This window comes from Streptomyces sp. NPDC006879 (assembly GCF_042869595.1).
GTDB lineage: Bacteria > Actinomycetota > Actinomycetes > Streptomycetales > Streptomycetaceae > Streptomyces.
The window spans coordinates 30,581-55,203 of sequence record NZ_JBIAGC010000035.1; the positions used below are offsets into that span (position 1 = coordinate 30,581).

20 protein-coding genes are annotated in these 24,623 nt (G+C 69.3%); 18 read left to right on the top strand and 2 right to left on the bottom strand.

Features of this window, described 5'->3' with window-relative positions:
• The first annotated feature begins 1 nt into the window (after nt 1).
• From ACFYMC_RS22560 to ACFYMC_RS22620, 13 genes are all read left to right on the top strand, one after another.
• Nucleotides 2-1,708 (top strand): UDP-N-acetylmuramoyl-L-alanyl-D-glutamate--2,6-diaminopimelate ligase, encoded by a 1,707-nt coding sequence (locus ACFYMC_RS22560; protein WP_388528191.1) that lies wholly within the window; start codon nt 2-4, stop codon nt 1,706-1,708.
• Nucleotides 1,705-3,135, top strand: coding sequence for a UDP-N-acetylmuramoyl-tripeptide--D-alanyl-D-alanine ligase (gene murF / locus ACFYMC_RS22565; protein WP_388528193.1), 1,431 nt, complete (start codon nt 1,705-1,707; stop codon nt 3,133-3,135). Before ACFYMC_RS22560 ends, murF begins: the two co-directional genes overlap by 4 nt.
• Nucleotides 3,132-4,202: a phospho-N-acetylmuramoyl-pentapeptide-transferase gene (gene mraY / locus ACFYMC_RS22570; protein ID WP_388528194.1), complete on the top strand. Its 1,071-nt coding sequence runs from the start codon at nt 3,132-3,134 to the stop codon at nt 4,200-4,202. Before murF ends, mraY begins: the two co-directional genes overlap by 4 nt.
• On the top strand, nt 4,184-5,623 hold the full coding sequence (gene murD / locus ACFYMC_RS22575) for a UDP-N-acetylmuramoyl-L-alanine--D-glutamate ligase (protein ID WP_388528196.1): 1,440 nt from the start codon (nt 4,184-4,186) through the stop codon (nt 5,621-5,623). The genes mraY and murD overlap by 19 nt, the downstream gene beginning before the upstream one ends.
• A 66-nt stretch (nt 5,624-5,689) precedes the next feature.
• Nucleotides 5,690-7,048, top strand: a complete 1,359-nt coding sequence (gene ftsW / locus ACFYMC_RS22580) for a putative lipid II flippase FtsW (protein ID WP_388528198.1) — start codon at nt 5,690-5,692, stop codon at nt 7,046-7,048.
• 6 nt (nt 7,049-7,054) lie between these two features.
• Nucleotides 7,055-8,149 carry an undecaprenyldiphospho-muramoylpentapeptide beta-N-acetylglucosaminyltransferase gene (murG, locus tag ACFYMC_RS22585; RefSeq protein WP_388528199.1) on the top strand — a complete coding sequence of 365 codons (1,095 nt, stop codon included), beginning with the start codon at nt 7,055-7,057 and terminating at the stop codon, nt 8,147-8,149.
• Between the two features lie 17 nt (nt 8,150-8,166).
• Complete coding sequence (locus ACFYMC_RS22590; protein WP_388528201.1) at nt 8,167-8,994, top strand: cell division protein FtsQ/DivIB; 828 nt, start codon at nt 8,167-8,169, stop codon at nt 8,992-8,994.
• Nucleotides 8,995-9,201: 207 nt separating this feature from the next.
• Nucleotides 9,202-10,485, top strand: coding sequence for a cell division protein FtsZ (gene ftsZ, locus ACFYMC_RS22595; protein WP_388528239.1), 1,284 nt, complete (start codon nt 9,202-9,204; stop codon nt 10,483-10,485).
• 17 nt (nt 10,486-10,502) lie between these two features.
• Nucleotides 10,503-11,225, top strand: a complete 723-nt coding sequence (gene pgeF / locus ACFYMC_RS22600; protein WP_388528241.1) for a peptidoglycan editing factor PgeF — start codon at nt 10,503-10,505, stop codon at nt 11,223-11,225.
• Between the two features lie 11 nt (nt 11,226-11,236).
• Nucleotides 11,237-11,956, top strand: a complete 720-nt coding sequence (locus ACFYMC_RS22605) for a YggS family pyridoxal phosphate-dependent enzyme (protein ID WP_388528203.1) — start codon at nt 11,237-11,239, stop codon at nt 11,954-11,956.
• A gap of 143 nt (nt 11,957-12,099) precedes the next feature.
• Nucleotides 12,100-12,708, top strand: a complete 609-nt coding sequence (locus ACFYMC_RS22610; protein WP_388528205.1) for a cell division protein SepF — start codon at nt 12,100-12,102, stop codon at nt 12,706-12,708.
• Nucleotides 12,709-12,786: 78 nt separating this feature from the next.
• Nucleotides 12,787-13,071: a YggT family protein gene (locus tag ACFYMC_RS22615; RefSeq protein ID WP_388528207.1), complete on the top strand. Its 285-nt coding sequence runs from the start codon at nt 12,787-12,789 to the stop codon at nt 13,069-13,071.
• A gap of 49 nt (nt 13,072-13,120) precedes the next feature.
• Nucleotides 13,121-14,368, top strand: a complete 1,248-nt coding sequence (locus tag ACFYMC_RS22620) for a DivIVA domain-containing protein (protein WP_388528208.1) — start codon at nt 13,121-13,123, stop codon at nt 14,366-14,368.
• 416 nt (nt 14,369-14,784) lie between these two features.
• On the opposite strand, the gene ileS is transcribed toward ACFYMC_RS22620, so the two are convergent.
• Nucleotides 14,785-17,946, bottom strand: a complete 3,162-nt coding sequence (gene ileS / locus ACFYMC_RS22625) for an isoleucine--tRNA ligase (RefSeq protein ID WP_388528210.1) — start codon at nt 17,944-17,946, stop codon at nt 14,785-14,787.
• A 499-nt stretch (nt 17,947-18,445) separates the two neighbouring features.
• On the opposite strand from ileS, the gene ACFYMC_RS22630 reads away from it, so the two are divergent.
• The 5 genes from ACFYMC_RS22630 (at nt 18,446) to ACFYMC_RS22650 (ending at nt 23,497) form a co-directional block, all read left to right on the top strand.
• Entirely contained in the window at nt 18,446-19,612 is a 1,167-nt protein-coding gene (locus ACFYMC_RS22630) for a TraR/DksA C4-type zinc finger protein (protein WP_388528211.1), read from the top strand.
• Between the two features lie 173 nt (nt 19,613-19,785).
• Entirely contained in the window at nt 19,786-20,349 is a 564-nt protein-coding gene (lspA, locus tag ACFYMC_RS22635) for a signal peptidase II (RefSeq protein ID WP_388528213.1), read from the top strand.
• 64 nt (nt 20,350-20,413) lie between these two features.
• Nucleotides 20,414-21,355 carry an RluA family pseudouridine synthase gene (locus tag ACFYMC_RS22640; protein WP_388528215.1) on the top strand — a complete coding sequence of 314 codons (942 nt, stop codon included), beginning with the start codon at nt 20,414-20,416 and terminating at the stop codon, nt 21,353-21,355.
• Nucleotides 21,352-21,834 carry a GNAT family N-acetyltransferase gene (locus ACFYMC_RS22645; protein ID WP_388528217.1) on the top strand — a complete coding sequence of 161 codons (483 nt, stop codon included), beginning with the start codon at nt 21,352-21,354 and terminating at the stop codon, nt 21,832-21,834. Before ACFYMC_RS22640 ends, ACFYMC_RS22645 begins: the two co-directional genes overlap by 4 nt.
• A 70-nt stretch (nt 21,835-21,904) precedes the next feature.
• Entirely contained in the window at nt 21,905-23,497 is a 1,593-nt protein-coding gene (locus tag ACFYMC_RS22650; protein WP_388528219.1) for a Na+/H+ antiporter, read from the top strand.
• A gap of 56 nt (nt 23,498-23,553) precedes the next feature.
• Here ACFYMC_RS22650 and ACFYMC_RS22655 read toward each other — a convergent pair whose 3' ends face one another.
• Nucleotides 23,554-24,600, bottom strand: coding sequence for a mechanosensitive ion channel family protein (locus tag ACFYMC_RS22655; protein WP_388528221.1), 1,047 nt, complete (start codon nt 24,598-24,600; stop codon nt 23,554-23,556).
• Nucleotides 24,601-24,623: the final 23 nt, after the last annotated feature.

Below are 24,623 nucleotides of genomic sequence, written 5' to 3' on the forward strand. Positions count from 1 at the left end.
AGTGACGACGATCACCCAGAACCCCGGGAACCAAGACGACCCGGCCACCTCACTTCGCAACGGGCCCGGTACGCCCGGTACGCTCACCGCCGTGCCCCACGCTGATCAGCCCCGAACCACACCGAAGGAAGCCCCGGCAACGCAGCCGGGAGCGCCCCGGCCGACGACCCCGAAGCCGACTCCGCTTGCGCGCCTGGCGACGCTGCTGGGACGTGACGCGGCGCAAGCGGGTCCGGAACCCGTCGAGGTCACCGGCATCACCCACGACTCGCGAGCCGTACGCCCCGGTGACCTCTACGCGGCCCTCCCCGGCGCACGCACCCACGGCGCCGAATACGCCGCCCAGGCAGCGGGCCTGGGGGCAGCCGCCATCCTCACCGACCCCACGGGTGCTGCTCGTGCCGCCCGGACCGGGCTGCCCGTGCTGGCCGTCGAGGACCCGCGCGGTCGTATGGGCGAGCTGGCTGCCGAGATCTACGGCCGACCCAGCGCCGGAATGCTGAAGATCGGTATCACCGGCACTTCCGGGAAGACCACCACCGCCTATCTCGTCGAGGGCGGGCTGCGTGGCGCCGGCCACCACACCGGGCTCATCGGGACCGTGGAGATGCGGGTCGGCGACGAGCGCATCAAGTCCGAGCGGACCACCCCCGAGGCCACCGACCTGCAAGCCCTGTTCGGCGTGATGCGCGAACGCGGCGTCGACGCGGTGGCCATGGAGGTCTCCAGCCACGCCCTGGTGCTCGGTCGGGTGGACGGCTGCTTGTTTGACGTGGCCGTGTTCAACAACCTCAGCCCCGAGCACATGGAGTTCCACTCCGACATGGAGGACTACTTCGGGGCGAAGGCACGGTTGTTCACGCCTGAACGCAGCCGGCTCGGTGTGGTCAATCTCGATGACGACTACGGCCGCCGACTCGTATCGGAGGCGGGCGTACCGGTCGTCACCTTCTCCGCCACGGGTGCCCCGGGCGCCGACTGGCGGGCCGAGGACCTCGAAGTCGGGCCCCTGGGCAGCACCTTCACGGCAGTGGGGCCCAAGGGAGAGCGGGTGCGTGCCACCGCCCCGCTGCCCGGACCGTTCAACGTGGCCAACACCTTGGCCGCGATCGTCACCCTGGCCGCCGCCGGACTCGACGCGCAGCGGGCGGCCGACGGTGTCGCCGCCGTCCCGGGCGTACCCGGGCGGTTGGAGCGGGTGGACGCCGGACAGCCGTACCTGGCCGTCGTCGACTACGCGCACAAGACCGACGCCGTCGAATCGGTACTGCGCGCCCTGCGTGAAGTCACCAAGGGGCGGCTGCACATCGTGATCGGCTGTGGTGGCGACCGTGACACCACCAAGCGTGGGCCGATGGGGGCAGCAGCCGCTCGACTCGCCGACACCGCGGTGCTGACTTCGGACAACCCGCGTTCGGAGGATCCGTTGCGCATCCTGAGCGCCATGTTGGAAGGCGCGGCCTCGGTCCCGGCCGGTGAGCGCGGGGACGTCCTGGTCGAGTCCGACCGGGCCGCAGCCATCGCCGCAGCCGTCGCCCGGGCCACGGCGGACGACACCGTGCTGGTCGCCGGCAAGGGCCACGAGCAGGGACAGGACACCGCTGGAGTGGTGCGCCCGTTCGACGACCGCGAGGTGTTGCGCACCGCGATCACCGAACGGCTGCGCACCCATGGACTCGATGCCGCACAGGCCGAGGTGAAACAGTGATCGCTCTCTCCCTCGCCGAGATCGCCGAACTCACCGGCGGGCGGCAACACGACATACCGGATCCGTCGGCACGCGTCACGGGACCCGTGGTCATCGACTCCCGCCACGTGGTGGCGGGCAGTCTCTTCGCAGCCTTTCGCGGGGAGCACGTCGACGGCCATGACTACGCGGCAAAGGCAACTGCTGCCGGGGCCGTGGCGGTACTCGCCACCCGCCCGGTCGGGGTTCCCGCGATCGTGGTCGAGGACGTGGAGGTGGCCCTCGGGGCCCTCGCCCGTTCCGTGGTCGAGCGGCTGGGCGTCGAGATCATCGCCCTGACCGGCTCGGCGGGCAAGACCTCCACCAAGGACCTGATCGCCCAGGTACTCCACGACCACGCCCCCACCGTGTGGACCCCCGGATCGCTCAACAACGAGATCGGCCTGCCGCTGACGGCGTTGCGCGCGCAGGAGGAAACCCGTTACCTCGTTCTGGAGATGGGCGCCCGCGGTATCGGCCACATCAACTACCTCACGAGTTTGACTCCGCCCCGGATCGGCCTGGTGCTGAACGTCGGTACCGCCCACATCGGCGAGTTCGGCGGTCGCGAGCAGATCGCCCAGGCCAAGGGGGAGTTGGTCGAGGCGTTGCCGCCGGCGGACGCGCAGGGCGTCGCCGTGCTCAACGCGGACGACCCGTTGGTGCGTGCGATGGCCAGCCGAACCCGGGCCCGCACGATCCTGTTCGGCGAGGCCGAAGAGGCTCAGGTACGGGCCAGCGAGGTGCGGTTGACGCCCGGCGGTCAGCCGTCCTTCACGCTGCACACCCCCACCGGGTGCAGCGAGGTGACCTTGCGGCTGTACGGTGAGCACCACGTGTCGAACGCGCTCGCCGCTGCCGCCGTCGCCCATGTCGTGGGCATGTCCGCCCAGGAGATCGCGGTCGCGCTCTCGAAGGCGGGCACGCTCTCGCGGTGGCGCATGGAGGTGACCGAGCGGGCGGATGGCGTAACGATCGTCAACGACGCCTACAACGCGAACCCGGAGTCCATGCGGGCCGCCCTGCGCGCACTGGTCGCCATGGGCGAGGCCGCCAGGGCGAAGGGGGGCCGCACGTGGGCGGTACTCGGCCCGATGGCCGAGCTCGGAGACGACTCGCTCGCCGAACACGACGCGGTCGGACGTCTGGTCGTCCGGCTCAACGTGAGCAAGTTGGTGGCGGTCGGGGGCCGGGAAGCGTCCTGGCTGCAACTGGGCGCATATAACGAGGGTTCGTGGGGTGAGGAGTCGGTGCTCGTGTCCGACGCACAGGCGGCGATCGACCTGTTGCGCAGTGAACTGCGCGCGGGAGACGTCGTGCTGGTGAAGGCTTCCAGGTCGATCGGACTGGAACGGGTCGCGCAGTCGCTACTTGAGGGTGGCGCCGAGGGCGAGGTCGCCGGCCGATGAGGCAGATCCTCTTCGCAGGGGTCATCGGACTCTTCCTGACCCTGATCGGCACCCCCCTGCTGATCAAGCTCCTCGCCCGCAAGGGCTACGGCCAGTTCATCCGGGACGACGGCCCGCGTGGTCACGCCGGGAAGAAGGGCACGCCCACCATGGGCGGCATCTCCTTCATCCTGGCCACGCTCATCGCCTATGCGCTGACCAAGGTGATCACCTCCAGCGAGCCCACCTTCTCCGGGCTCCTGGTCCTCTTCCTGATGGCGGGCATGGGCCTGGTCGGCTTCCTCGACGATTACATCAAGATCGTCAAGCAGCGATCCCTGGGCCTGCGGGCCAAGGCCAAGATGGCGGGACAGCTGATCGTCGGCATCGCCTTCGCCGTGCTCGCGCTCCAGTTCTCCGACTCCCGCGGCAACGCCCCCGCCTCCACCAAGCTGTCGTTCGTGATGGACTTCGGCTGGTCGATCGGGCCGGTGCTGTTCGTGGTCTGGGCGCTGTTCATGATCTTGGCCATGTCGAACGGAGTGAACCTCACCGACGGCCTCGACGGCCTCGCCACCGGCGCATCGGTCATGGTCTTCGGTGCGTACACCTTCATCGGGGTGTGGCAGTACCAGGAGTCCTGCGCCAACGCGCAGACCCTCACCAACCCCGCCGCCTGCTTCGAGGTGCGTGACCCCCTCGACCTCGCGATCGTGGCCTCCGCTCTGATGGGCGCGTGCTTCGGGTTCCTGTGGTGGAACACCTCACCCGCCAAGATCTTCATGGGTGACACCGGTTCGCTGGCTCTCGGCGGTGCCCTCGCCGGCCTCGCGATCTGCTCCCGCACCGAACTGCTGCTCGCCCTCCTCGGTGGTTTGTTCGTTCTGATCACCATGTCCGTGGTGATCCAGGTCGGATCGTTCCGGCTGACCGGGAAGCGGGTCTTCCGGATGGCCCCGCTCCAGCATCACTTCGAACTCAAGGGTTGGTCCGAGGTCTTGGTGGTGGTCCGCTTCTGGATCATCCAGGGCATGTGCGTCATCGTCGGACTCGGCCTCTTCTACGCGGGATGGGCAGCCGAGAAGTGACCTCCTCGCACGACTGGCAGGGCATGAACGTCACCGTCGCCGGTCTCGGTGTGAGCGGCGTCAGCGCCGCACGCGCCCTGGCGGACCTCGGTGCCAGGGTGACCGTGGTCGACGGCGGCGATGGCGAAGCCCTGCGTAGCCGCGCCGCAGAACTGCAAGCGCAGGGCGTCACCGTTCGTCTCGGGGATGCCCGTACCCTTCCCGAGGGCACCGAACTGGTCGTCACCTCTCCGGGCTGGAAGCCCACGAGCCCGCTGTTCGAGGCTGCCGCCGAAGCGGGCGTCGAGGTGGTCGGGGACGTCGAGATCGCCTGGCGGTTGCGTGGTCCGGACGCGGCACCGTGGCTCGCCGTCACGGGGACCAACGGCAAGACCACCACCACCCAGATGCTGGCGTCGATCCTTGCCGCGGCCGGCCTGCGCACCACGGCCGTCGGCAACATCGGCACGCCGATCATCGACGTGGTCCGCGGAGCCGAGCGCTACGACGTCCTCGCCGTCGAGCTCTCCAGCTACCAACTGCACTGGGCTCCTTCGGTGCGAGCCCACTCCGCGGTGGTCCTCAACCTGGCGCCCGACCATCTGGACTGGCATGGTTCGATGGCCTCCTACGCCGCCGACAAGGGCCGTGTCTACGAGGGCAACGAGGTCGCCTGCGTCTACAACGTGGCCGACCGGGCCACTGAGGACCTGGTGGTCGGGGCCGACGTCGTAGAGGGCTGCCGGGCGATCGGCTTCACCCTGGGCGCCCCGGGGCCGTCGATGTTCGGTGTGGTCGACGGAATCCTGGTGGACCGGGCCTTCGTCGCGGATCGCCACCGCAACGCGCAGGAACTCGCCGAGGTCGGTGACGTCAATCCGCCGGCCCCGCACAACATCGCCAACGCGCTGGCCGCGGCAGCTCTCGCCCGAGCCTTCGGCGTCGAGCCGCGGGCGGTGCGCGAGGGCCTGCGGGCCTTCCGCCCGGACGCCCACCGCATCGCACGAGTCGCCGAAATCGACGGGGTGGTGTACGTGGACGATTCCAAGGCCACCAACACGCACGCCGCTCAGGCCTCACTGGCCGCCTACGATCCGATCGTGTGGATCGCCGGAGGTCTGGCGAAGGGCGCGACCTTCGACGAGCTGGTGCGGGGTTCCGCCGAGCGGCTGCGCGGCGCCGTGCTGATCGGCGCGGATCGGGAACTCATCCGCGCAGCGCTGGCGCGACACGCCCCGGAAGTCCCGGTCGTGGAGCTCGACCGGGCCGACACTGGGGCGATGCTTGCCGCCGTCCGGGAAGCCGCCCGGCTCGCCCAGCCCGGCGACACGGTACTGCTGGCCCCGGCTTGCGCCTCGATGGACATGTTCACCGACTACAACCAGCGCGGTGACGCCTTCGCCGACGCGGTACGGGAACTGGCCACCGGTCACGGGGCTTAGCCACGGGCCGGCGGGTCTGTCCGACCGGCTGCTCGGACCCCGTATCGAGTGGAGGGGAACAGACCTATGCCGCCCCAGCGCATCCTCACCGGGCGACGGCCGTCGGCACCAAGGGCCCAGGGCCGGCGGCGCACGCCGTTCCCGCCGGGCTCCGGGCGGCCTGGGCCGCTGGAACGGCTGAGGCGTACGCACCGCCAGCTCCAGCGGGCCTGGGACCGGCCGCTGACCGCCTACTACCTGATTCTCGGCAGCGCACTGCTGATCACGGTGCTCGGCTTGATCATGGTCTACTCGGCCTCGATGATCTTCGCGCTCGGGCTGGGCCTGAGTGCCTCGTACTTCTTCCAGAAGCAGTTCCTGGCGGCCACCATCGGCGCCGGCCTGTTGCTGATCGCCTCCCGGATGCCGGTCAAACTCCACCGGGCGTTCTCCTACCCGCTGCTCGCCGGCACGGTGTTCCTGATGATCCTGGTCCAGGTCCCGGGGATAGGAGTGGACGTCAAGGGCAACCAGAACTGGATCTCCCTCGGCGGCCCGTTCATGCTCCAGCCCAGCGAGTTCGGCAAGCTCGCGCTCATCTTGTGGGGTGCGGACCTGCTGGCTCGTAAGGGCGACAAGAAGTTGCTGAGTCAGTGGAAACACCTGCTGGTGCCCCTGGTACCGGTGACCTTCCTGCTGCTCGGTCTCATCATGCTCGGCGGTGACATGGGAACCGCCATGATCCTCACCGCAATCCTCTTCGGCCTCCTCTGGGTGGCCGGGGCCCCGACCCGGATGTTCATCGGCGTACTGGCCCTGGCGGGCGTCGTGGTGGCCCTGCTGATCAAGACGAGTGCCCACCGGCTGGAGAGGCTCTCCTGTATCGGGGCGACCGACCTGGGGCCCAAGGGGGAGTGCTGGCAGGCCGTGCACGGCATCTTCGCCCTCGCCTCGGGCGGATGGTTTGGTTCCGGCCTCGGCGCGAGTGTGGAAAAATGGGGCCAACTACCTGAAGCCCACACCGACTTCATCTTCGCCGTAACCGGGGAGGAACTCGGTCTGGCAGGGACACTGTCGGTACTCTCCCTGTTCGCGGCTCTAGGCTATGCGGGTATCCGCGTGGCCGGACGCACGGAGGATCCCTTCGTGAGGTACGCCGCGGGAGGCGTGACCACCTGGATCATGGCTCAAGCCGTGATCAACATCGGTGCGGTGCTCGGCCTGTTGCCGATCGCCGGTGTCCCCCTCCCGCTGTTCTCTTACGGAGGATCGGCCCTGCTGCCGACCATGTTCGCCGTAGGCCTACTCATCGCGTTCGCGCGAGAGGAGCCGGCGGCGCGTGCGGCACTCGCCATGCGCCGGCCGGTCCTCGGTCGAAAGCGGGCGGGGCTGAGATGGAAGTCGATGAGACGGCGCGTCAAGAAGCGTCCGTCCGGAGAGCGGTGAAATTCGGTGCATGTCGTACTCGCCGGTGGGGGGACCGCCGGCCACATCGAGCCGGCGCTCGCCCTCGCGGACGCCCTGCGCAGGCACGATCCGTCCGTGGGCATCACTGCCCTCGGTACGGAGCGTGGCCTGGAGACCCGTCTGGTCCCGGAACGGGGCTACGAGTTGGGACTCATCCCGGCGGTTCCGCTGCCGCGCAAGCCCACGCCTGAGCTGATCACCGTTCCGGGTCGGCTGCGCGGCACCATCAAGGCGGCCGAGCAGATCCTGGAGCGGACCAAGGCCGACTGCGTGGTTGGTTTCGGCGGCTACGTGGCGCTGCCCGGGTACCTGGCGGCCAAGCGGCTCGGGGTGCCGATCATCGTCCACGAGGCGAACGCCCGCCCCGGTCTCGCCAACAAGATCGGCTCCCGCTATGCGGCGGGAGTGGCGGTGTCCACTCCGGACAGCAAGCTCCGCGATGCCCGCTACATCGGCATCCCGCTGCGCCGCTCCATCGCCACTTTGGACCGGGCCGCGGTCCGGCCCGAGGCGCGGGCCGCCTTCGGTCTGGATCCGAACCTGCCGACCCTGCTGGTTTCCGGTGGTTCCCAGGGCGCTCGCCGGCTCAACGAGGTCATCCAGCAGGTCGCCCCGGTGCTCCAGCGATCGGGAATCCAGATTCTGCACGCCGTGGGTCCGAAGAACGAATTGCCGCATGTGGACAACATGCCGGGAATGCCCCCCTACGTACCGGTACCGTACGTGGACCGGATGGATCTCGCCTATGCCGCGGCGGACATGATGCTCTGCCGTGCCGGCGCGATGACCGTCGCCGAACTCTCCGCCGTCGGGCTGCCCGCCGCCTATGTGCCGCTGCCCATCGGCAACGGTGAACAGCGGCTCAACGCCCAACCGGTGGTCAAGGCCGGCGGTGGACTGCTGGTCGATGACGCGGAACTGACCCCCGAATGGGTTCAGGGCAACGTCGTTCCGGTACTGGCCGACCCGCACCGGCTGTACGAGATGTCCCGTGCCGCCGCCGAGTTCGGTCGTAGGGACGCCGACGACCTGCTGGTCGCCATGGTCTACGAGGCGATCGCCGCACACAGGAACCGCTGACGCAGGAGGCACACCAGGTGGCCGGAGCGAGGACCGCGCAACGCGGCAAGGCCGATCCCCCCCAGGGCGGACCCAAGGGGAAGACGAGATCGGGCGGCTCCTCGTCCAGCGATCCAAAGCCCGCCGGCCCGCGGCGGATCGGGCCGGTGCCGTTGAGGGCCGTCCTTGCCCTCGCCGCCGCGGCCCTGTTCGCCGGGGCCGCGGCCTGGGTGCTCTACGGATCGCAATGGCTGAGGGTGGAGCGGGTCGGGGTCGCTGGCACCGAGGTATTGACGCCCCGTCAGGTGCGGGAGGCGGCGGCCGTGCCGCTGGGGTCACCCCTGGCGTCGATCGATACGGCTGTGATCGAGTCGCGACTGCTGAGCCATTTGCCGCGGATCGAGTCAGTCGAAGTGGTTCGGGCCTGGCCGCACGGAATCGGGCTGAAAGTGACGGAACGTAAGCCCGTTCTGTTGGTCGCCAGGGGCGCCGAGTTCCTCGAAGTGGACGCCGCGGGTGTGCGATTCGCCACGGTGTCCAAGCCGCCGAAGGGGATTCCGCTTCTGGAGCTCGATGCCCGGCGCTCGCCCAGCCTCCGCCGGTTCGACGAGCAACGGCTACTGCATGAGGCGGTGGACGTCGCCGGGTCCCTGCCACCGGTCGTGGCCAGGGACACCCGGGTGATCCAGGTGTCCTCGTACGATTCGGTGGTACTGGAGTTGACTCGGAGCCGGAAGGTGGTCTGGGGCAGCGGGGAGCAGGGGGCGGCGAAGGCGCGCGCGCTGAGCGCGTTGTTGAAGGTGGCGCCCGATGGCCGTCGCTTTGACGTGAGCGCCCCTACCGCCCCTGCGGTGTCGGGGAGTTGACGCGCGGTCGAACGGGGCAGCACCCTGGTTGGCCAGCGATATGGGTGATCACATAGGGTGAAAAGAAAAACGGGAGGTTCGGCGTGTTCGTTGAACGCGCGCCACTTGTCGACTTAGTGTCCTGTTCGGAAGAGTTCAAGGGACAGACACACCGGTAACCCTAAACTTCAGGGTTAGGGTTCGGGTCGGCGTTCGGACCGCCCCACTATTTCGGCATCAGTCGTCGCAACGCAGGCCCGCGAGGCGTCGACAAGTAAATCGAGGCGAGAGGCCTTCGACGTGGCAGCACCGCAGAACTACCTCGCAGTCATCAAGGTCATCGGTGTCGGCGGCGGTGGTGTCAATGCCATCAACCGAATGATCGAGGTCGGTCTCAAGGGTGTCGAGTTCATCGCGATCAACACCGACGCACAGGCGCTGTTGATGAGCGACGCCGACGTCAAACTCGACGTCGGCCGCGAACTCACCCGGGGCCTCGGCGCCGGAGCCAACCCGGCAGTCGGCCGCAAGGCGGCAGAGGACCACCGCGAGGAGATCGAGGAGGTCCTCAAGGGGGCCGACATGGTCTTCGTCACCGCCGGCGAGGGTGGCGGCACCGGCACGGGCGGCGCTCCCGTGGTGGCCAACATCGCCCGCTCGCTGGGCGCCCTGACGATCGGCGTGGTCACCCGCCCCTTCACCTTCGAGGGCCGTCGTCGAGCGAACCAGGCGGAAGACGGCATCGCCGAGCTCCGCGAAGAGGTCGACACCCTCATCGTCATCCCCAACGACCGCCTGCTGTCCATCTCGGACCGTCAGGTCAGCGTCCTGGACGCCTTCAAGTCCGCTGACCAGGTGCTGCTGTCCGGCGTTCAGGGCATCACCGACCTCATCACCACCCCGGGTCTGATCAACCTCGACTTCGCCGACGTCAAGTCCGTGATGTCAGAGGCGGGTTCCGCTCTCATGGGGATCGGGTCGGCGCGCGGCGACGACCGTGCCGTGGCCGCTGCCGAGATGGCGATCTCCTCGCCGCTGCTGGAGGCCTCCATCGACGGTGCGCGCGGCGTGCTGCTCTCCATCTCCGGTGGTTCCGACCTCGGCCTCTTCGAGATCAACGAAGCAGCCCAACTGGTCAGCGAGGCCGCCCACCCCGAGGCAAACATCATCTTCGGCGCCGTCATCGACGACGCCCTCGGTGACGAGGTGCGTGTGACCGTCATTGCCGCAGGCTTCGACGGCGGGCAGCCGCCGGCCCGCCGCGACAACGTGATCGGCGCGGCCTCCAGCAAGCGTGAGGAGCCCGCCGCCCCGGTGCGCGCCCCCGAAGCGCCGCGCCCCGCCTTCGGAGGTCTCGGCTCGGTCACCCCGCGCGAGGAGAGCGCGGCTCCTGTCGAGCCCGCGCCTGCCAGCGAGGCGCCGGCTCCGGTGGCGCCGCCGCAGGTACCCACCGCCCGGCCGTACGCGGACAGCCCCGCGGAGGAGCTGGACGTTCCGGACTTCTTGAAGTGATAAGCGACCAGTACCACGTGGGCGGCGCCCACTTCGCCTTCACCGACCGGTGGGGTGGGGTGAGCGCCGTTCCGTACGACGGGCTCAACCTCGGTGGGGCCGTCGGCGACCGGGCGCATGCGGTTCGGGAGAACCGGGTCCGGGCGGCCCGGGAGCTCGCGATCGACCCCGACCGGGTCGTCTGGATGAACCAGGTCCACGGCCGAGATGTCGCGGTGGTCAACGAGCCGTGGCCCTCGGCCGAAGAGATCCCCCCGGTCGATGCCGTGGTCACGGCCACCCCGGGGCTGCCGCTCGCCGTGTTGACCGCCGACTGCACCCCGGTGCTGCTGGCGGACCCGGTGGCCCAAGTGGCCGCAGCCGCCCACGCCGGCCGGCCCGGTCTGGTGGCCGGTGTCGTGCCGGCCGCGGTCCACGCAATGATCGGCCTCGGCGCGGTGCCGGGCCGGATCGTCGCCCGTACTGGTCCGGCGGTCTGCGGACGTTGCTACGAGGTCCCCGAGCAGATGCGGGACGAAGTGGCGGCGGTGGTGCCCGCCGCTTTCTCCGAGACGAGCTGGGGCACACCGGCCGTTGACGTGGTCGGCGCCGTACATGCCCAGCTCACCGGAGTCGGTGTGACCGATGTGGGCCGTTCCACGGTGTGCACGCTCGAATCGAGCGACCATTTCTCCTACCGCCGTGACAAGATCACTGGCAGACTCGCCGGCTATGTCTGGCTGGACAGTCGTAAGAGATAGAAGAAAAGGACATGACGGACCGTAAGGCTGAACTCGCCTCCCAACTGGCCCTGGTGCAGGAGCGCATCTCGGCCGCCTGTGTCGCTGCCGGCCGCAAGCCGGAGGAAGTGACCCTGATCGTGGTCACCAAGACGTACCCGGCGAGCGACGTACGTCTGCTGGCGGAGTTGGGTGTCCGTCATGTTGCTGAGAACAAGGACCAAGAGGCGGCGCCGAAGGCCGCCTCGTCGGTTGACCTGCCATTGACCTGGCACTTCGTCGGGCAGTTGCAGACGAACAAGGTGCGATCGGTGGTGAGTTATGCGGACGTGGTGCAGTCCGTCGACCGCCCCAAGCTCGTGTCTGCCCTCTCTGTCGCGGCACAGCGGGCCGGTCGGGAGCTCGACTGCCTGGTGCAGGTGGCGCTCGATGCCGAATCGGGGACCCGTGGTGCGCGTGGTGGCGCCGCGGCTGACCAGATCGAGGAGTTGGCGACGCTCGTCGCCCAGGCTCCCGGTCTACGCCTCGGCGGTCTGATGACCGTCGCACCGTTGTCCGGTCCCTACGCGGGGCGTGAACAGGACGCTTTCGAGCGGCTGGTGGAATTGTCATCCCGCCTGCGCGCGCACCATCCGGCTGCGACCATGGTGTCGGCCGGAATGAGTGGGGACCTCGAACAGGCCGTGGCCGCCGGTGCGACACATGTGCGCGTCGGTACTGCGGTACTCGGAGTCCGACCCAGGCTCGGGTAACGTCGCCAAGCAAGTCGGACCACAGCAGAAAATATGGTCATTCCCACTGAAGAACGGGCAGACCACGTGGATCGCGGGCAACTTGGTGCGCTACGTGCCCTTGGTGACGAAGTCGATCCACCACAGAGCGGAGGACTCAGAGCATGGCCGGCGCGATGCGCAAGATGGCGGTCTACCTCGGCCTCGTGGAGGACGATGGGTACGACGGCCCGGGGTTCGACCCCGACGACGAGTTCGAGCCCGAGCCGGAGCCGGAGCGGGACCGTCGCCGACACCAGCCTCCCCACCAGTCCGTGCCGCAGGACGAACCGGTTCGAACCGCACAGCCGCCGGCGCCGCGTGAGCCGCTCTCGCTCCCGGTAGAAAACGGACGTCCGGCGCGAATTGCCCCCGTGGCATCTATCACACCTGAACGCCCGAGTCTGGAGAAGAACGCACCGGTGATCATGCCCAAGGTCGTGTCCGAGCGGGAGCCTTACCGCATCACGACGCTGCACCCCCGCACCTACAACGAGGCCCGTACCATCGGGGAACACTTCCGCGAGGGCACCCCTGTGATCATGAATCTCACGGAGATGGATGACACGGACGCCAAGCGACTTGTCGACTTTGCGGCCGGTCTGGTGTTCGGTCTCCATGGCAGCATTGAGCGCGTGACGCAGAAGGTGTTCCTGTTGTCGCCTGCTAACGTCGATGTCACGGCGGAGGACAAGGCCCGTATTGCAGAGGGCGGGTTCTTCAACCAGAGCTGAGACACGACAACGGGAACGACCGACCGGCCGGGGTGGCCGGGTGGCGAGAAGCGAGCAAGGGGAGAGGGAAGCGCGGAGATGAGCGTCGCACTGGATGTGGTCTACATCGCGCTGATGTGCTTCCTCATCGTGCTGATCTTCCGGTTGGTCATGGACTACGTCTTCCAGTTCGCCCGGTCATGGGAACCAGGCAAGGCGATGGTGGTCGTTCTGGAGGCCACCTACACTGTCACCGATCCACCGCTCAAGCTACTGCGGCGGTTCATCCCGCCGTTGCGTCTCGGGGGCGTGGCACTCGACCTGTCCTTCTTCGTTCTGATGATCATCGTTTACATCCTGATCAGCATTGTGAGTCGGGTGTGAGCGATACGGTCTTGCCGACTGCCGACGACTACGTAGAGGTGAAGAAGAGATGCCGCTGACCCCCGAGGACGTGCGGAACAAGCAGTTCACGACCGTCCGCCTCCGAGAAGGCTATGACGAGGACGAGGTCGATGCGTTCCTCGACGAGGTCGAGGCCGAACTGACCCGCCTGCTCCGCGAGAACGAGGACCTGCGCGCGAAGCTCGCCGCGGCCACCCGCGCCGCCGCGCAGAACCAGCAGCAGCAGAACATGCGCAAGCCGGAGCAGCAGGACGGCCGTGGTCCGGGTGCCCCCGTGCCCGCCGCCATATCCGGCCCGCCGTCCCAGCAGCAGCCTCCGCAGATGAGCCCGCCCCAGCAGATGGGTCCGCCCCAGCTGCCCGGTGGCGCACCCCAGCTTCCCGCCGGCCCCGGCGGACACGGTCAGCAGGGTCCCGGTCCGATGGGCCAGATGGGTCAGGGCCCGGGCCAGATGGGCCAGCCAGGCCAGATGGGTCAGGGTCCCGGCCAGATGGGACCCGGTCCGATGGGTCAGGGCCCGGGCCAGATGGGCCAGCCAGGCCAGATGGGTCAGGGTCCTGGTCCGATGGGCCAGCAGATGGGCGGCCCCATGCAGCACCCGATGGCCGGCCAGCAGTCCATGGGCGGCCAGAACCCGCTCGGCCACCAGCCCCCGCAGCTGCCCCAGGGGGGCCAGGGTCCTGGCGGAGACAGCGCTGCCCGAGTCCTGTCGCTGGCCCAGCAGACCGCCGACCAGGCGATTGCTGAGGCCCGTTCCGAGGCCAACAAGATCGTCGGTGAGGCCCGTTCGCGTGCCGAGGGCCTGGAGCGGGACGCCCGCGCCAAGGCCGATGCGCTGGAGCGGGACGCGCAGGAGAAGCACCGCGTGGCGATGGGCTCGTTGGAGTCCGCGCGCGCCACGCTGGAACGCAAGGTCGAGGACCTGCGGGGCTTCGAGCGCGAGTACCGCACCCGCCTGAAGTCCTACCTGGAGAGCCAGCTGCGCCAGCTGGAGACCCAGGCTGATGACTCCCTGGCCCCGCCGCGTACTCCTCCGGCTGCTTCGCTGCCGGCTCCGGCCTCGCCTTCGATGGCGCCGGCCAGTTCCATGGGGCACGTGCAGTCTCCCATGGGCGGCCCGTCCCCGATGGGTGGTGCTCCTTCCTACGGCGGCCAGCAGCAGATGTCCCCGGCGATGACCCAGCCGATGGCTCCGGTGCGGCCCGCCGCTCCGCAGCCGATGCAGCAGGCGCCGTCGCCGATGCGGGGCTTCCTGATCGACGAGGACGACAACTGACGCTCCGCCGCGCTCGTCGCGGCTAGCCGTCGGCAGGCTGTCAGACCCGGGCCCGGGATTCCGATGAGGAATCCCGGGCCCGGGTCTTTGCGCTACCCGGTCGGATACCCCGCTTCGAGGTGACCATGCGCCTCTGACGGGTCGTGACGAAACGCCGTCGGCGCCCTCCCGAAAGGAAGGGCGCCGACGGCGTTGGGGCGGCGGACGCCGGCCCGGTGGTGCTCCGAACGCACCCCGGGGCCCGGGGTGGAGTACCCACGGAGCTGTCCCGAAGTCCCCGGCGGGCGCGTGACGGCAGCTACGGCACCTCGTGGCGTGTCGGATCACCCGGATACGCGCGCTACGAGGACGCTCCTGCACTTGGTGAGGTACCGCACCAGTGCCGTGTGCTGATCCCGTGGACCACGGAAGCCCCCTCAGGCCTTGCGCAGGCGGAAGCCCAAGCCCAACGCCTCGTCCGTGAACCGCTCTCCGTAGGAGTCGTCACCGGATCCGGAAGCGAAGTCGGTGGCCAGCACCTCGTCGGCCACGAGTCCGGCGTGGTCCGTCAGCGCGGTGACGACCTGCGGGTCGGCGGATTCCCACCTCAGGGCGATCCGGTCCGCCACGTCCAGCCCCGAGTTCTTGCGCGCCTCCTGGATCAGCCGGATCGCGTCCCGCGCGAGACCCGCCAGGCGCAGCTCGGGGGTGATCTCCAGGTCGAGGGCGACGGTGGCTCCGGAGTCCGAGGCCACCGACCAGCCTTCCCGTGGGGTCTCCGTGATGATCACTTCCTCGGGAGTGAGCTCGATTTCCTCGCCGTTGACCGTCACGGTGGCCGAACCGGAACGCAACGCCAGTGACAGCGCGGCAGCGTCCGCCGCAGCCACGGCCTTGGCGACGTCCTGTACGCCCTTGCCGAACCGCTTGCCCAGTGCCCGGAAGTTCGCCTTGGCCGTCGTATCGACCAGGGAGCCGCCCACCTCGGACAGGGAGGCCAGCGAGGAGACGTTCAGCTCCTCGGTGATCTGGGCCTGGAGTTCCGGCGAGAGCGTACCGAAGCCGGTCGCCGCCACGAGGGCCCGGGAGAGCGGTTGGCGGGTCTTCACGCCGGATTCGGCGCGGGTGGCCCGTCCCAGTTCGACGAGACGGCGCACCAGCAACATCTGCTGGGACAGGGTCGGGTCGACCGCGCCGAGGTCGGGCTCGGGCCAGGTGGCGAGGTGGACCGACTCGGGTGCCCCCGGGGTGACCGGGGCGACCAGATCCTGCCAGACCCGCTCGGTGATGAAGGGGGTCAGCGGCGCCAGCAGGCGGGTGATCGTCTCCAGCACCTCGTGCAGCGTACGAAGGGCAGCCGGATCGCCCTGCCAGAAGCGACGCCGAGAACGTCGGACGTACCAGTTGGAAAGGTCGTCGACGAAGACGGACAGCAGCTTGCCGGCGCGTTGGGTGTCGTAGGCCTCCATGGCCTGGGTGACCTGGTCGACGAGGGCGTGCAACTCGGACAGCAGCCAGCGGTCGAGGACGGTGCGCTCGGCGGGGGCCGGGTCGGCCGCCGCCGGGGCCCAGTTCGAGGTGCGTGCGTACAGGGCCTGGAAGGCGACGGTGTTCCAGTAGGTGAGGAGGGTCTTGCGGACGACCTCCTGGATGGTGCCGTGGCCCACTCGCCGGGCAGCCCAAGGTGAGCCGCCGGCGGCCATGAACCAGCGCACCGCGTCGGCCCCGTGCTGGTCCATGAGCGGGATCGGCTGGAGGATGTTGCCCAGGTGCTTGGACATCTTGCGGCCGTCCTCGGCCAGGATGTGGCCGAGACAGACGACGTTCTCGTAGGAGGACTTGTCGAAGACCAGGGTGCCGACCGCCATCAGGGTGTAGAACCACCCGCGCGTCTGGTCGATCGCCTCCGAGATGAACTGCGCCGGGTAGCGCTTCTCGAAGAGTTCCTTGTTCTTGTAGGGGTAGCCCCACTGGGCGAAGGGCATCGAACCCGAGTCGTACCAGGCGTCGATCACCTCGGGGACCCGCACGGCTTCCAGCGAGCAGCCCTCGTGGGTGCAGGTGAAGGTGACGTCGTCGATGTACGGGCGGTGCGGGTCGAGCGCGGACTGGTCGGTGCCGCTCAGCTCGCTCAGTTCGGAGCGCGAGCCGATGCAGGTCAGATGCTTGTCCTCGCAGGCCCAGATGGGCAGGGGGGTGCCCCAGTAGCGGTTGCGCGACAGTGCCCAGTCGATGTTGTTGTTCAGCCAGTCCCCGAAGCGGCCCTGCTTGACCGACTCGGGGAACCAGTTGGTCTTCTCGTTCTCCCGCAGCATCGCGTCCTTGACGGCGGTGGTGCGGATGTACCAGGAGGGCTGGGCGTAGTACAACAGCGCGGTGTGACACCGCCAGCAGTGCGGGTAGCTGTGCTCGTAGGCGATGTGCTTGAACAACAGGCCGCGGGCGTCGAGATCCGAGGTCAGCTGTTCATCGGCCTTCTTGAAGAAGACCCCGCCGACCAACGGGACCTCCTCCTCGAAGGTTCCGTCGGGCCGGACCGGGTTGACCACGGGCAGGCCGTAGGCGCGGCAGACCGCGAGGTCGTCGGCGCCGAAGGCAGGGGACTGGTGGACCAGACCGGTGCCGTCCTCGGTGGTGACGTACTCGGCGTTGACCACGTAGTGGGCCTCGGCCGGGAAGTCGACGAGTTCGAAGGGCCGCCGGTAGGTCCAGCGCTCCATGTCCCTGCCGGTGAAGGACTCCCCGGTCTTCACCCAGCCCTCGCCGAGGGCCTTCTCCAGCAGCGCTTCGGCGACGACCAGCCGCTCCTCGCCGTTGCTCGCCACCACGTAGGTGACCTCGGGGTGCGCGGCCACCGCGGTGTTGGACACCAAGGTCCAGGGGGTCGTCGTCCACACCAGCAGGGCGGCTTCGTCGGCGAGCGGGCCCGAGGTCAGCGGGAACCGGACGAAGACCGACGGGTCGACCACCGTTTCGTAGCCCTGCGCCAGCTCGTGGTCGGACAGGCCGGTACCGCAACGCGGGCACCAGGGCGCCACGCGGTGGTCCTGGACCAACAGGCCCTTGTTGAAGATCTCCTTCAGCGACCACCAGACGGACTCCACGTACTCGGGGTCCATGGTCCGGTAGGCGTCGTCCAGGTCCACCCAGTAGCCCATGCGGGTCGTCAGCTCGGCGAAGGCGTCCGTGTGCCGGGTCACCGACTCGCGGCACTTGGCGTTGAACTCGGCGATGCCGTAGGCCTCGATGTCCTTCTTGCCGTTGAAGCCGAGTTCCTTCTCGACGGCGAGTTCCACGGGCAGTCCGTGACAGTCCCAGCCGGCCTTGCGGGCCACGTGGTAGCCGCGCATGGTGCGGAAGCGCGGGAAGACGTCCTTGAAGACGCGGGCCTCGATGTGGTGGGCTCCGGGCATGCCGTTGGCGGTGGGGGGGCCCTCGTAGAACACCCACTCGGGCCGTCCTTCGGACTGCTCCAGGGACTTGTTGAAGATCTTGTTCTCGCGCCAGAAGTCGAGGACGGCGTGCTCAAGGGCGGGCAGGTCGACCTGGGCGGGCACCTGTCGGTACTGCGATGGCGTGCCGTGTGGCTGTGGTGTCATCGGTGGCTCTTCCTCCGGCGGCGTGTCATGTCCGTCGGAGGGACGAGAACGACTGGCTCCCGCGGTACCACCCTCCTTGGCCGCCAGCACACGCCGGTGACCCCCTCATTAGGGTTGCGAAGCCGGTTCTACTCTCCGCACAGGCGGCTTTCCTCCGGCGGCTCCGGGGTGATCCTTCACATCGCGCTCGCCCCCGGGCTCGCACCATCCCCGGGTCGCTCATGGCCGCATACGACGCTACTCGTCCCCATCCACGCCTTTCGCTCGGCTCAGTGTACGGGCCGAGCGCCCGACCGCGCCGCTGATATGTGCCGGGGAGCCGGGCGGCCCCATCCAAGGTGTGGAATGTCCCGAACGGGTTGATGATGCGGTACGGGAGTCCGCCTCGGGGACGGGGTGGACGTTCGGGTGACGGACGGGACGTCCCGCTCGCAGCACCCGGGCCGGTGGCGCCCCGTTGCCGCCGGACCAGGGTCGACTTATCGTCCCAGCAAGATGCGTGAGCGTGATCACACTCGGTGAAGGGGTCGCGGCCATGGTGGCGAAGAAGAGCGCCGCGAAGAGGTCGGTGTCGAAGAAGGCCGCCAAGAGCGCGGTAGGCAGTGGAGCGACGCCGGCCGCGGCTCGGGCGGGTTCGGCCCGACCGGCGGCGGTGAAGGCGGTTTCCACGCACCCTGCCCCGGACGGGGTCGCTCCGCACAGGAGGGCGAGCGCGCGGGCAACGGTGAAGACGGCCCCGGTCCTGCCCCCGGAGCCGACCGCGCCACGGCACGCTGCCGGGCAGGGGCCGCCCGCCGGCGGGGTCCAAGCCGCCACCGCAGCCCACACCGCCACCGGAGGTGCAAGTGCGGCGAAGCGGACCCCGGCCAAGGCGACCGCCGCCTCACTGCGAGAGGCCCGGCACCCCGCGGACGAGGGGGAAGCCGGCAGCTCCCCGCGGCCCGGCTCCGTGGCCTCGGCAACAGAGGGCGGGCGGGTCTTCGCAGGGGAGCCGCTGTCCATGGCGGTGACCGGGGCCACACCCGCCCCCAAGCGTGCGGCGCGCACACCGGCCGTGAAGAAGCCCGCGGTCAAGGCGGCCGAGGGAACGGGCACCGACGCGGCCGAGGCCGTGTCCAAGACAGGAGCCGGGAAAGTGGTCGCCAAGAGGAGCACGGTCAAGAAGAGCCCCGCCAAGAAGAGCAGCGCCAAGGGCGCGGGTACGCGTCGGGTCGCCGCCGACGGTGCGCCGCTGCCCAAGGCCACGGCGGCGGTGAAGGCCCCGGCCCCCGGTGAGCTGGCGGTGCGCCCCGGCGAGGAGCCGTGGACACCGCAGGAGATCGCTGAAGCGCGGGCCGAGCTGGAGGGCGAGGCGGAACGACTGCGCACCGAGATGCACACCTCGGAGGAGGCCCTCGCCGGGCTGATGCGTGATTCCGGAGATGGTGCGGGCGACGACCAGGCCGATACCGGGACCAAGAACATCACCAGGGAGCACGAGCTGTCCCTCGCCGCCAACGCCCGGGACATGTTGGAACAGACCGAGCACGCCCTCCAGCGGCTTGAGGCGGGGACCTACGGTCTCTGCGAGAGCTGCGGCAATCCCATCGGCAAGGCCCGGATGCAGGCTTTCAGGCGGGCCACCCTGTGCGTGGACTGCAAGCAGAAGCAGGAGCGCCGGACCTGAGGCCCGCTGTGACAAAGACCGCAGGGGGGTGCGGGCGCAGGACTGCAACCGGTGCGGGCCGGCGTAGGTGGTTCGGCCGGTAGGTTGACGGCGGGGTCCACCTGAACCGGTCCGGGGTGAGCGGGGTGCCGTACCCTCGTGTTCTAGTCAGGTACCTAGGTTGAGGGACTCACGTGGCAGAGGCGGAGCGCATCATCGATACGCCGGACGTCGAGGGCGTCGCACCCGAGGACGGGAACGAGCGTCCGAAGGGCAGGCGGCGGATCGCGGCGCTGCTGGTGGTGGCCGTGCTCGCCTATCTGCTGGACCTGGGCAGCAAGCTGCTCGTGGTCGCTAAGTTGGAGCATCACGCGCCGATCGAGGTGATCGACGGCCTGCTGAGGTTCGAGGCGGTGCGCAACCCGGGAGCGGCCTTCAGTTTCGGCGAGGCCTTCACGGTGATCTTCACCCTCATCGCCGCCGTGGTGATCGTGGTGATCGTACGGCTCGCCCGCAAGCTCTACAGCCTGCCGTGGGCCATCGCCCTCGGGTTGCTCCTGGGGGGCGCGCTGGGCAACCTGACCGACCGCATCTTCCGTGCGCCGGGCGTGTTCGAAGGCGCTGTGGTCGACTTCATCGCCCCGGCCCACTTCGCCGTCTTCAACCTCGCCGACTCGGCGATCGTCTGCGGCGGCATTCTCATCGTGCTGCTGTCCTTCCGGGGTCTGGACCCGGACGGAACCGTGCACCGGGACTGATCGGCGGGGCGCCGGCGTACCGCCGGCGGGTGGGAGCGGCGACGGAGTCCGGCATACTCGACGGGTGAGTACGATTCCCGAGATCCGCACCCTGCCCGTTCCCGATGGCCTCGAAGGCGAGCGCGTGGACGCCGCCATCGCCCGTATGTTCGGCTTTTCCCGGACCAAGGCCGCCGAGCTGGCCGCCATGGGGAAGGTCTCGGTCGACGGCAGTGTGGTCGGGAAGTCGGAGCGGGTGCACGGCGGTGCCTGGCTTGAGGTGGAGATGCCCGCCCCGCCCCGCCCCGTGGAGATCGTCGCCGAGCCCGTGGAGGGCATGGAGATCGTCCACGACGACGAGGACATCGTCGTGATCGTCAAGCCGGTGGGCGTCGCCGCGCACCCCAGCCCGGGCTGGACCGGCACCACCGTCATCGGGGGCCTGGCCGCAGCTGGGTACCGCATCTCCACTTCGGGGGCTGCCGAACGCCAGGGCATCGTGCACCGTCTCGACGTCGGCACCTCGGGCCTGATGGCCGTCGCCAAGTCGGAGCGCGCCTACACCTCACTCAAGCAGCAGTTCCGCGAGCGGATCGTCGACAAGCGCTACCACGCCCTGGTCCAGGGGCACCCCGATCCGATGAGTGGCACCATCGACGCGCCCATCGGCCGCCACCCCACCGCCGACTACAAGTGGGCGGTGACGCAGGAGGGCAAGCCCTCCGTCACGCACTACGACCTGATCGAGGCCTTCCGCGCCGCCAGTCTGCTCGACATCAAGCTGGAGACCGGGCGGACCCATCAGATCCGCGTCCACATGGCAGCCCACCGGCACCCGTGCGTGGGTGACCTCACCTACGGTGCGGACCCGACCATCGCCAAGCGCCTGGGCCTGACCCGGCAGTGGCTGCACGCGATGCGCCTTGGCTTCGAACACCCCTCGGACGGTCAGTGGGTCGAGTTCGAGAGTGCCTATCCGGCCGACCTCCAGCACGCGCTGGACGTGATCCGCGCGGAGAGCGAATGAGTGCCACCGCGGTCGACCCGTACGCGGTGCGGGTCGCGGTGACCGGGGCCGACCTCCAGGCCTGCTACGCGGTCCGCCGCGAGGTGTTCGTGGTGGAGCAGGGTGTGCCCGAAGAACTGGAGTACGACGCCCATGACGCGGACGCCGTGCACGTACTGGCCGTGGGTTCGGACGGCACCGCGCTGGGCACCGGCCGTCTGTTGACCGGTCGGGCGGCTGCAGAGCGGGTCGGTGGCGACGCCTCGGTCGGCTCCCTTGGCCGTCTCGCGGTCAGCAAGGCGGCCCGGGGCCTGGGCATCGGCGCCGAGGTCGTGCGGGCCATCGAGGGGGAGGCCTCCCGACTAGGGCTGGCCGCCGTGGACCTGCACGCCCAGACCCAGGCCCTCGGCTTCTACTCCCGCCTCGGATACGAGCCCTACGGACCCGAGTTCGACGACGCGGGGATGCCTCACCGCGCGATGCGGCGAGCCCTACGCTGATCCTCCTCGCGACGCAGGAACCCGCGTCTGGTTTATCCGTAATTCAGTGCCGGCGTGGCACGGTGGGCCAATGGATCAGTTGGTGCTGCTGTTCGTCTTGCTGCTCGGGGCCGTCGTCAGCGTCCCGCTGGGGGAGCGGCTCAGGCTTCCGGCGCCGGTACTGATGACCCTGGCCGGCATCGGACTCGCACTGCTCCCGTTCGTGCCCGATGCCGAGGTGCCACCGGACCTGATCCTGCCGCTGCTGCTTCCCCCGTTGCTCTACGCCTCCGTACAGCGGACCTCCTGGCGGCAGTTCACCGCCAACATCCGCCCCATCCTGTTGCTCGCGGTGGCCTTGGTGTTCGTCACCACCGCGGCGGTCGCGCTCACCGCCGACGCCCTCATTCCGGGGCTGACAGTGGCGGCGGCCCTCACCCTGGGCGCCCTGATCGCGCCGCCGGACCCGGTCGCCGCGACGGCGGTCGCGGGCTCCCTGGGGCTGCCGCGGCGCCTGGTGTCGATCCTCGAAGGAGAGGGCCTCTTCAACGACGTCACCGCCATCGTGCTCTATCACGTGGCGATCGCGGCGGTCGTCACCGGTGGGTTCTCCTGGCCGCAGGCGATGGCGGACCTGGCCCTTTCGGCGGTCGTGGCACTCGCGGTGGGGCTGGCCCTGGGCTGGGTCAGCGGGCGGCTCATGGGCCTTCTCTCCGATGCCACCTTGAGGATCGGGCTTACCCTGCTGGTGCCGTTTGTGGCGTACACCCTGGCCGAGAACCTGATGGGCTCCGGGGTGCTGGCCGTTCTCACCACCGCCCTCTACCTCGCCGAACACGCCGCTGACGCCGACGACGTCCTCGGCAGGCTTGCGGGGCACACCTTCTGGGAAGTGGTCGACACCCTGGTGACCGGTGTCGCCTTCGGACTGATCGGTCTGGAACTACACCAGGTCGTCGGCAAGGCCACCGGCCGCTACGGGGAGCTGTTCGGCTGGGCCGCGGTCATCGTCATGGTGGTGGTCGGGGTGCGGCTGCTGTGGCTGATGCCGGCGACCTGGCTCGCCAAGAGGCTGCACAAGAAGCGCGACTACGAGGAGGAGATCCCGGTCAGTTGGCGTGAGACCGCCGTGATGTGGTGGTCGGGCATGCGTGGGGTCGCCTCGGTGGCTCTGGCGCTCGCCATTCCCTTGAAGACCGATGCCGGGGAGCCCTTCCCGGCACGCGATGACATCGTCTTCATCGCCTTCTGCGTCATCCTGTCGACCCTGCTCGTCCAGGGTTTGACCTTGCCCTGGCTGGTCCGGCGGCTCGGGGTGCGTGCCGACCCCGACGTGGAGCAGGAGTACGTGCGCCACCTCGCCGTGCGCGCGTCCAAGGCGGCCAGGCGCCGACTGCTGGAGATCGAGCAGGCGGAAGACCTTCCCGAGGACCTCGTGGAGACCCTGGGGCGCCGCGCCTACGACGTCGGTGCCCGGATCAGCCCGGACATGGTGGACGAGGAACGGCACGAGGCCTATGCGCGCCGGCTGGAGCGGATCCACACCATCCAGCGCGTCCAACGTGAACTTCTCTCGGCGGCCCGCCACGAGGTGCTGTCGGCCCGCAGCGAGCCGGGAGCCGACCCCGAGCTCGTGGACCGGGTGTTGCGCCAGCTCGATGTGCGGAGCCTGCGCGGCTCCTGACCGGGGCGACGGGTCGGCGGGCGCGGTGACGCAGATGTCCCGGATCGGGTCAGCCCTCAGCTGCCGCCGGGCCGCTCGGCGGCGGAGCCGGTCGCGATCCGCGGCAGGGCGTAGGGGTGGTGCTCGCAGAGCCAGGCGATCATCCGCTCGCGGACCGTGCAGCGCAGCGTCCAGATGTCGCTCGCGTCCTTCGCCGTCAGGAGTATCCGGACCTGGATGGTGTGCTCGGTGGTGTCGGTCACCACGAGTCCGCTGGCGCGGCCGTCCCATTCGGGGCAGCTGGTGAGGATGTCCTGGAGCTGTTCGCGCATCAGGGCGATGGGAGCCCGGTGGTCCAGGTAGAGGAAGACGGTTCCGGTGATCTCCGACCCACCGCGGGACCAGTTCTCGAAGGGCTTGCCCGTGAAGTACGACACGGGCATGGTGATCCGCCGCTCGTCCCAGGTCCTTACGACGAGGAAGGTGAGGGTGATCTCCTCGACCGTGCCCCACTCGCCTTCGACCACGACGGTGTCGCCTATCCGTACGGTGTCGCCGACGGCGATCTGCAGGCCGGCGAAGAGGTTGCCCAGGGTGGACTGGGCGGCGATGCCGGCCACGATGCCGAGGATGCCCGCCGAGGCGAGCATCGAGGTGCCGATGGCCCGCATGGCGGGGAAGGTCAGCAGCATGGCCGCGACGGCCACGGTGGCGACGGTGGCCGTCACCACCCGCTGCACGAGGGTGACCTGGGTGCGGACCCGGCGGACCCGGGCGGGGTCCGGGTGCGCGGCGGCGAAACGACTGTAGGTCGATTCCACCGCTGCGGTGGCCACCCTCACCAGCAGCCAGGCGGCTGATCCGATCAGGGCCAGGGTCAGGACCTGCGTGATGCCCTTCTCGTGGTCCTCCCACAGCTTGGCTTGGCGGTAGGACCAGCCCAGCAGTGAGAGGAACATCACCAGCTGGAAGGGGATACGGCAGCGGCGCAGCAGTCCCCACAGCGGGGTTTCGCGGTGTCTGGCGTCGGCTCGCCGCAGTAGTACGTCGAGCAGCCAGGCGACTATCACGGTGAGCACCAGCGAGCCACCGATGACGGCGAGGGGGCGAAGCACGTTCTCCATGCCTGGAACGTAACCGACCGCGG

Bases quoted from the DNA above. Each gene is read 5' to 3' on its own strand.
- mraY (WP_388528194.1), top strand. From the start codon at position 3,132: ATGAGGCAGATCCTCTTCGCAGGGGTCATCGGACTCTTCCTGACCCTG.
- ftsW (WP_388528198.1), top strand. From the start codon at position 5,690: ATGCCGCCCCAGCGCATCCTCACCGGGCGACGGCCGTCGGCACCAAGG.
- ACFYMC_RS22620 (WP_388528208.1), top strand. From the start codon at position 13,121: ATGCCGCTGACCCCCGAGGACGTGCGGAACAAGCAGTTCACGACCGTC.
- ileS (WP_388528210.1), bottom strand. From the start codon at position 17,946: ATGACACCACAGCCACACGGCACGCCATCGCAGTACCGACAGGTGCCC.
- ACFYMC_RS22605 (WP_388528203.1), top strand. From the start codon at position 11,237: ATGACGGACCGTAAGGCTGAACTCGCCTCCCAACTGGCCCTGGTGCAG.
- ACFYMC_RS22615 (WP_388528207.1), top strand. From the start codon at position 12,787: ATGAGCGTCGCACTGGATGTGGTCTACATCGCGCTGATGTGCTTCCTC.
- murD (WP_388528196.1), top strand. From the start codon at position 4,184: ATGGGCAGCCGAGAAGTGACCTCCTCGCACGACTGGCAGGGCATGAAC.
- ACFYMC_RS22655 (WP_388528221.1), bottom strand. From the start codon at position 24,600: ATGGAGAACGTGCTTCGCCCCCTCGCCGTCATCGGTGGCTCGCTGGTG.
- ACFYMC_RS22650 (WP_388528219.1), top strand. From the start codon at position 21,905: ATGGATCAGTTGGTGCTGCTGTTCGTCTTGCTGCTCGGGGCCGTCGTC.
- ACFYMC_RS22610 (WP_388528205.1), top strand. From the start codon at position 12,100: ATGGCCGGCGCGATGCGCAAGATGGCGGTCTACCTCGGCCTCGTGGAG.
- ACFYMC_RS22645 (WP_388528217.1), top strand. From the start codon at position 21,352: ATGAGTGCCACCGCGGTCGACCCGTACGCGGTGCGGGTCGCGGTGACC.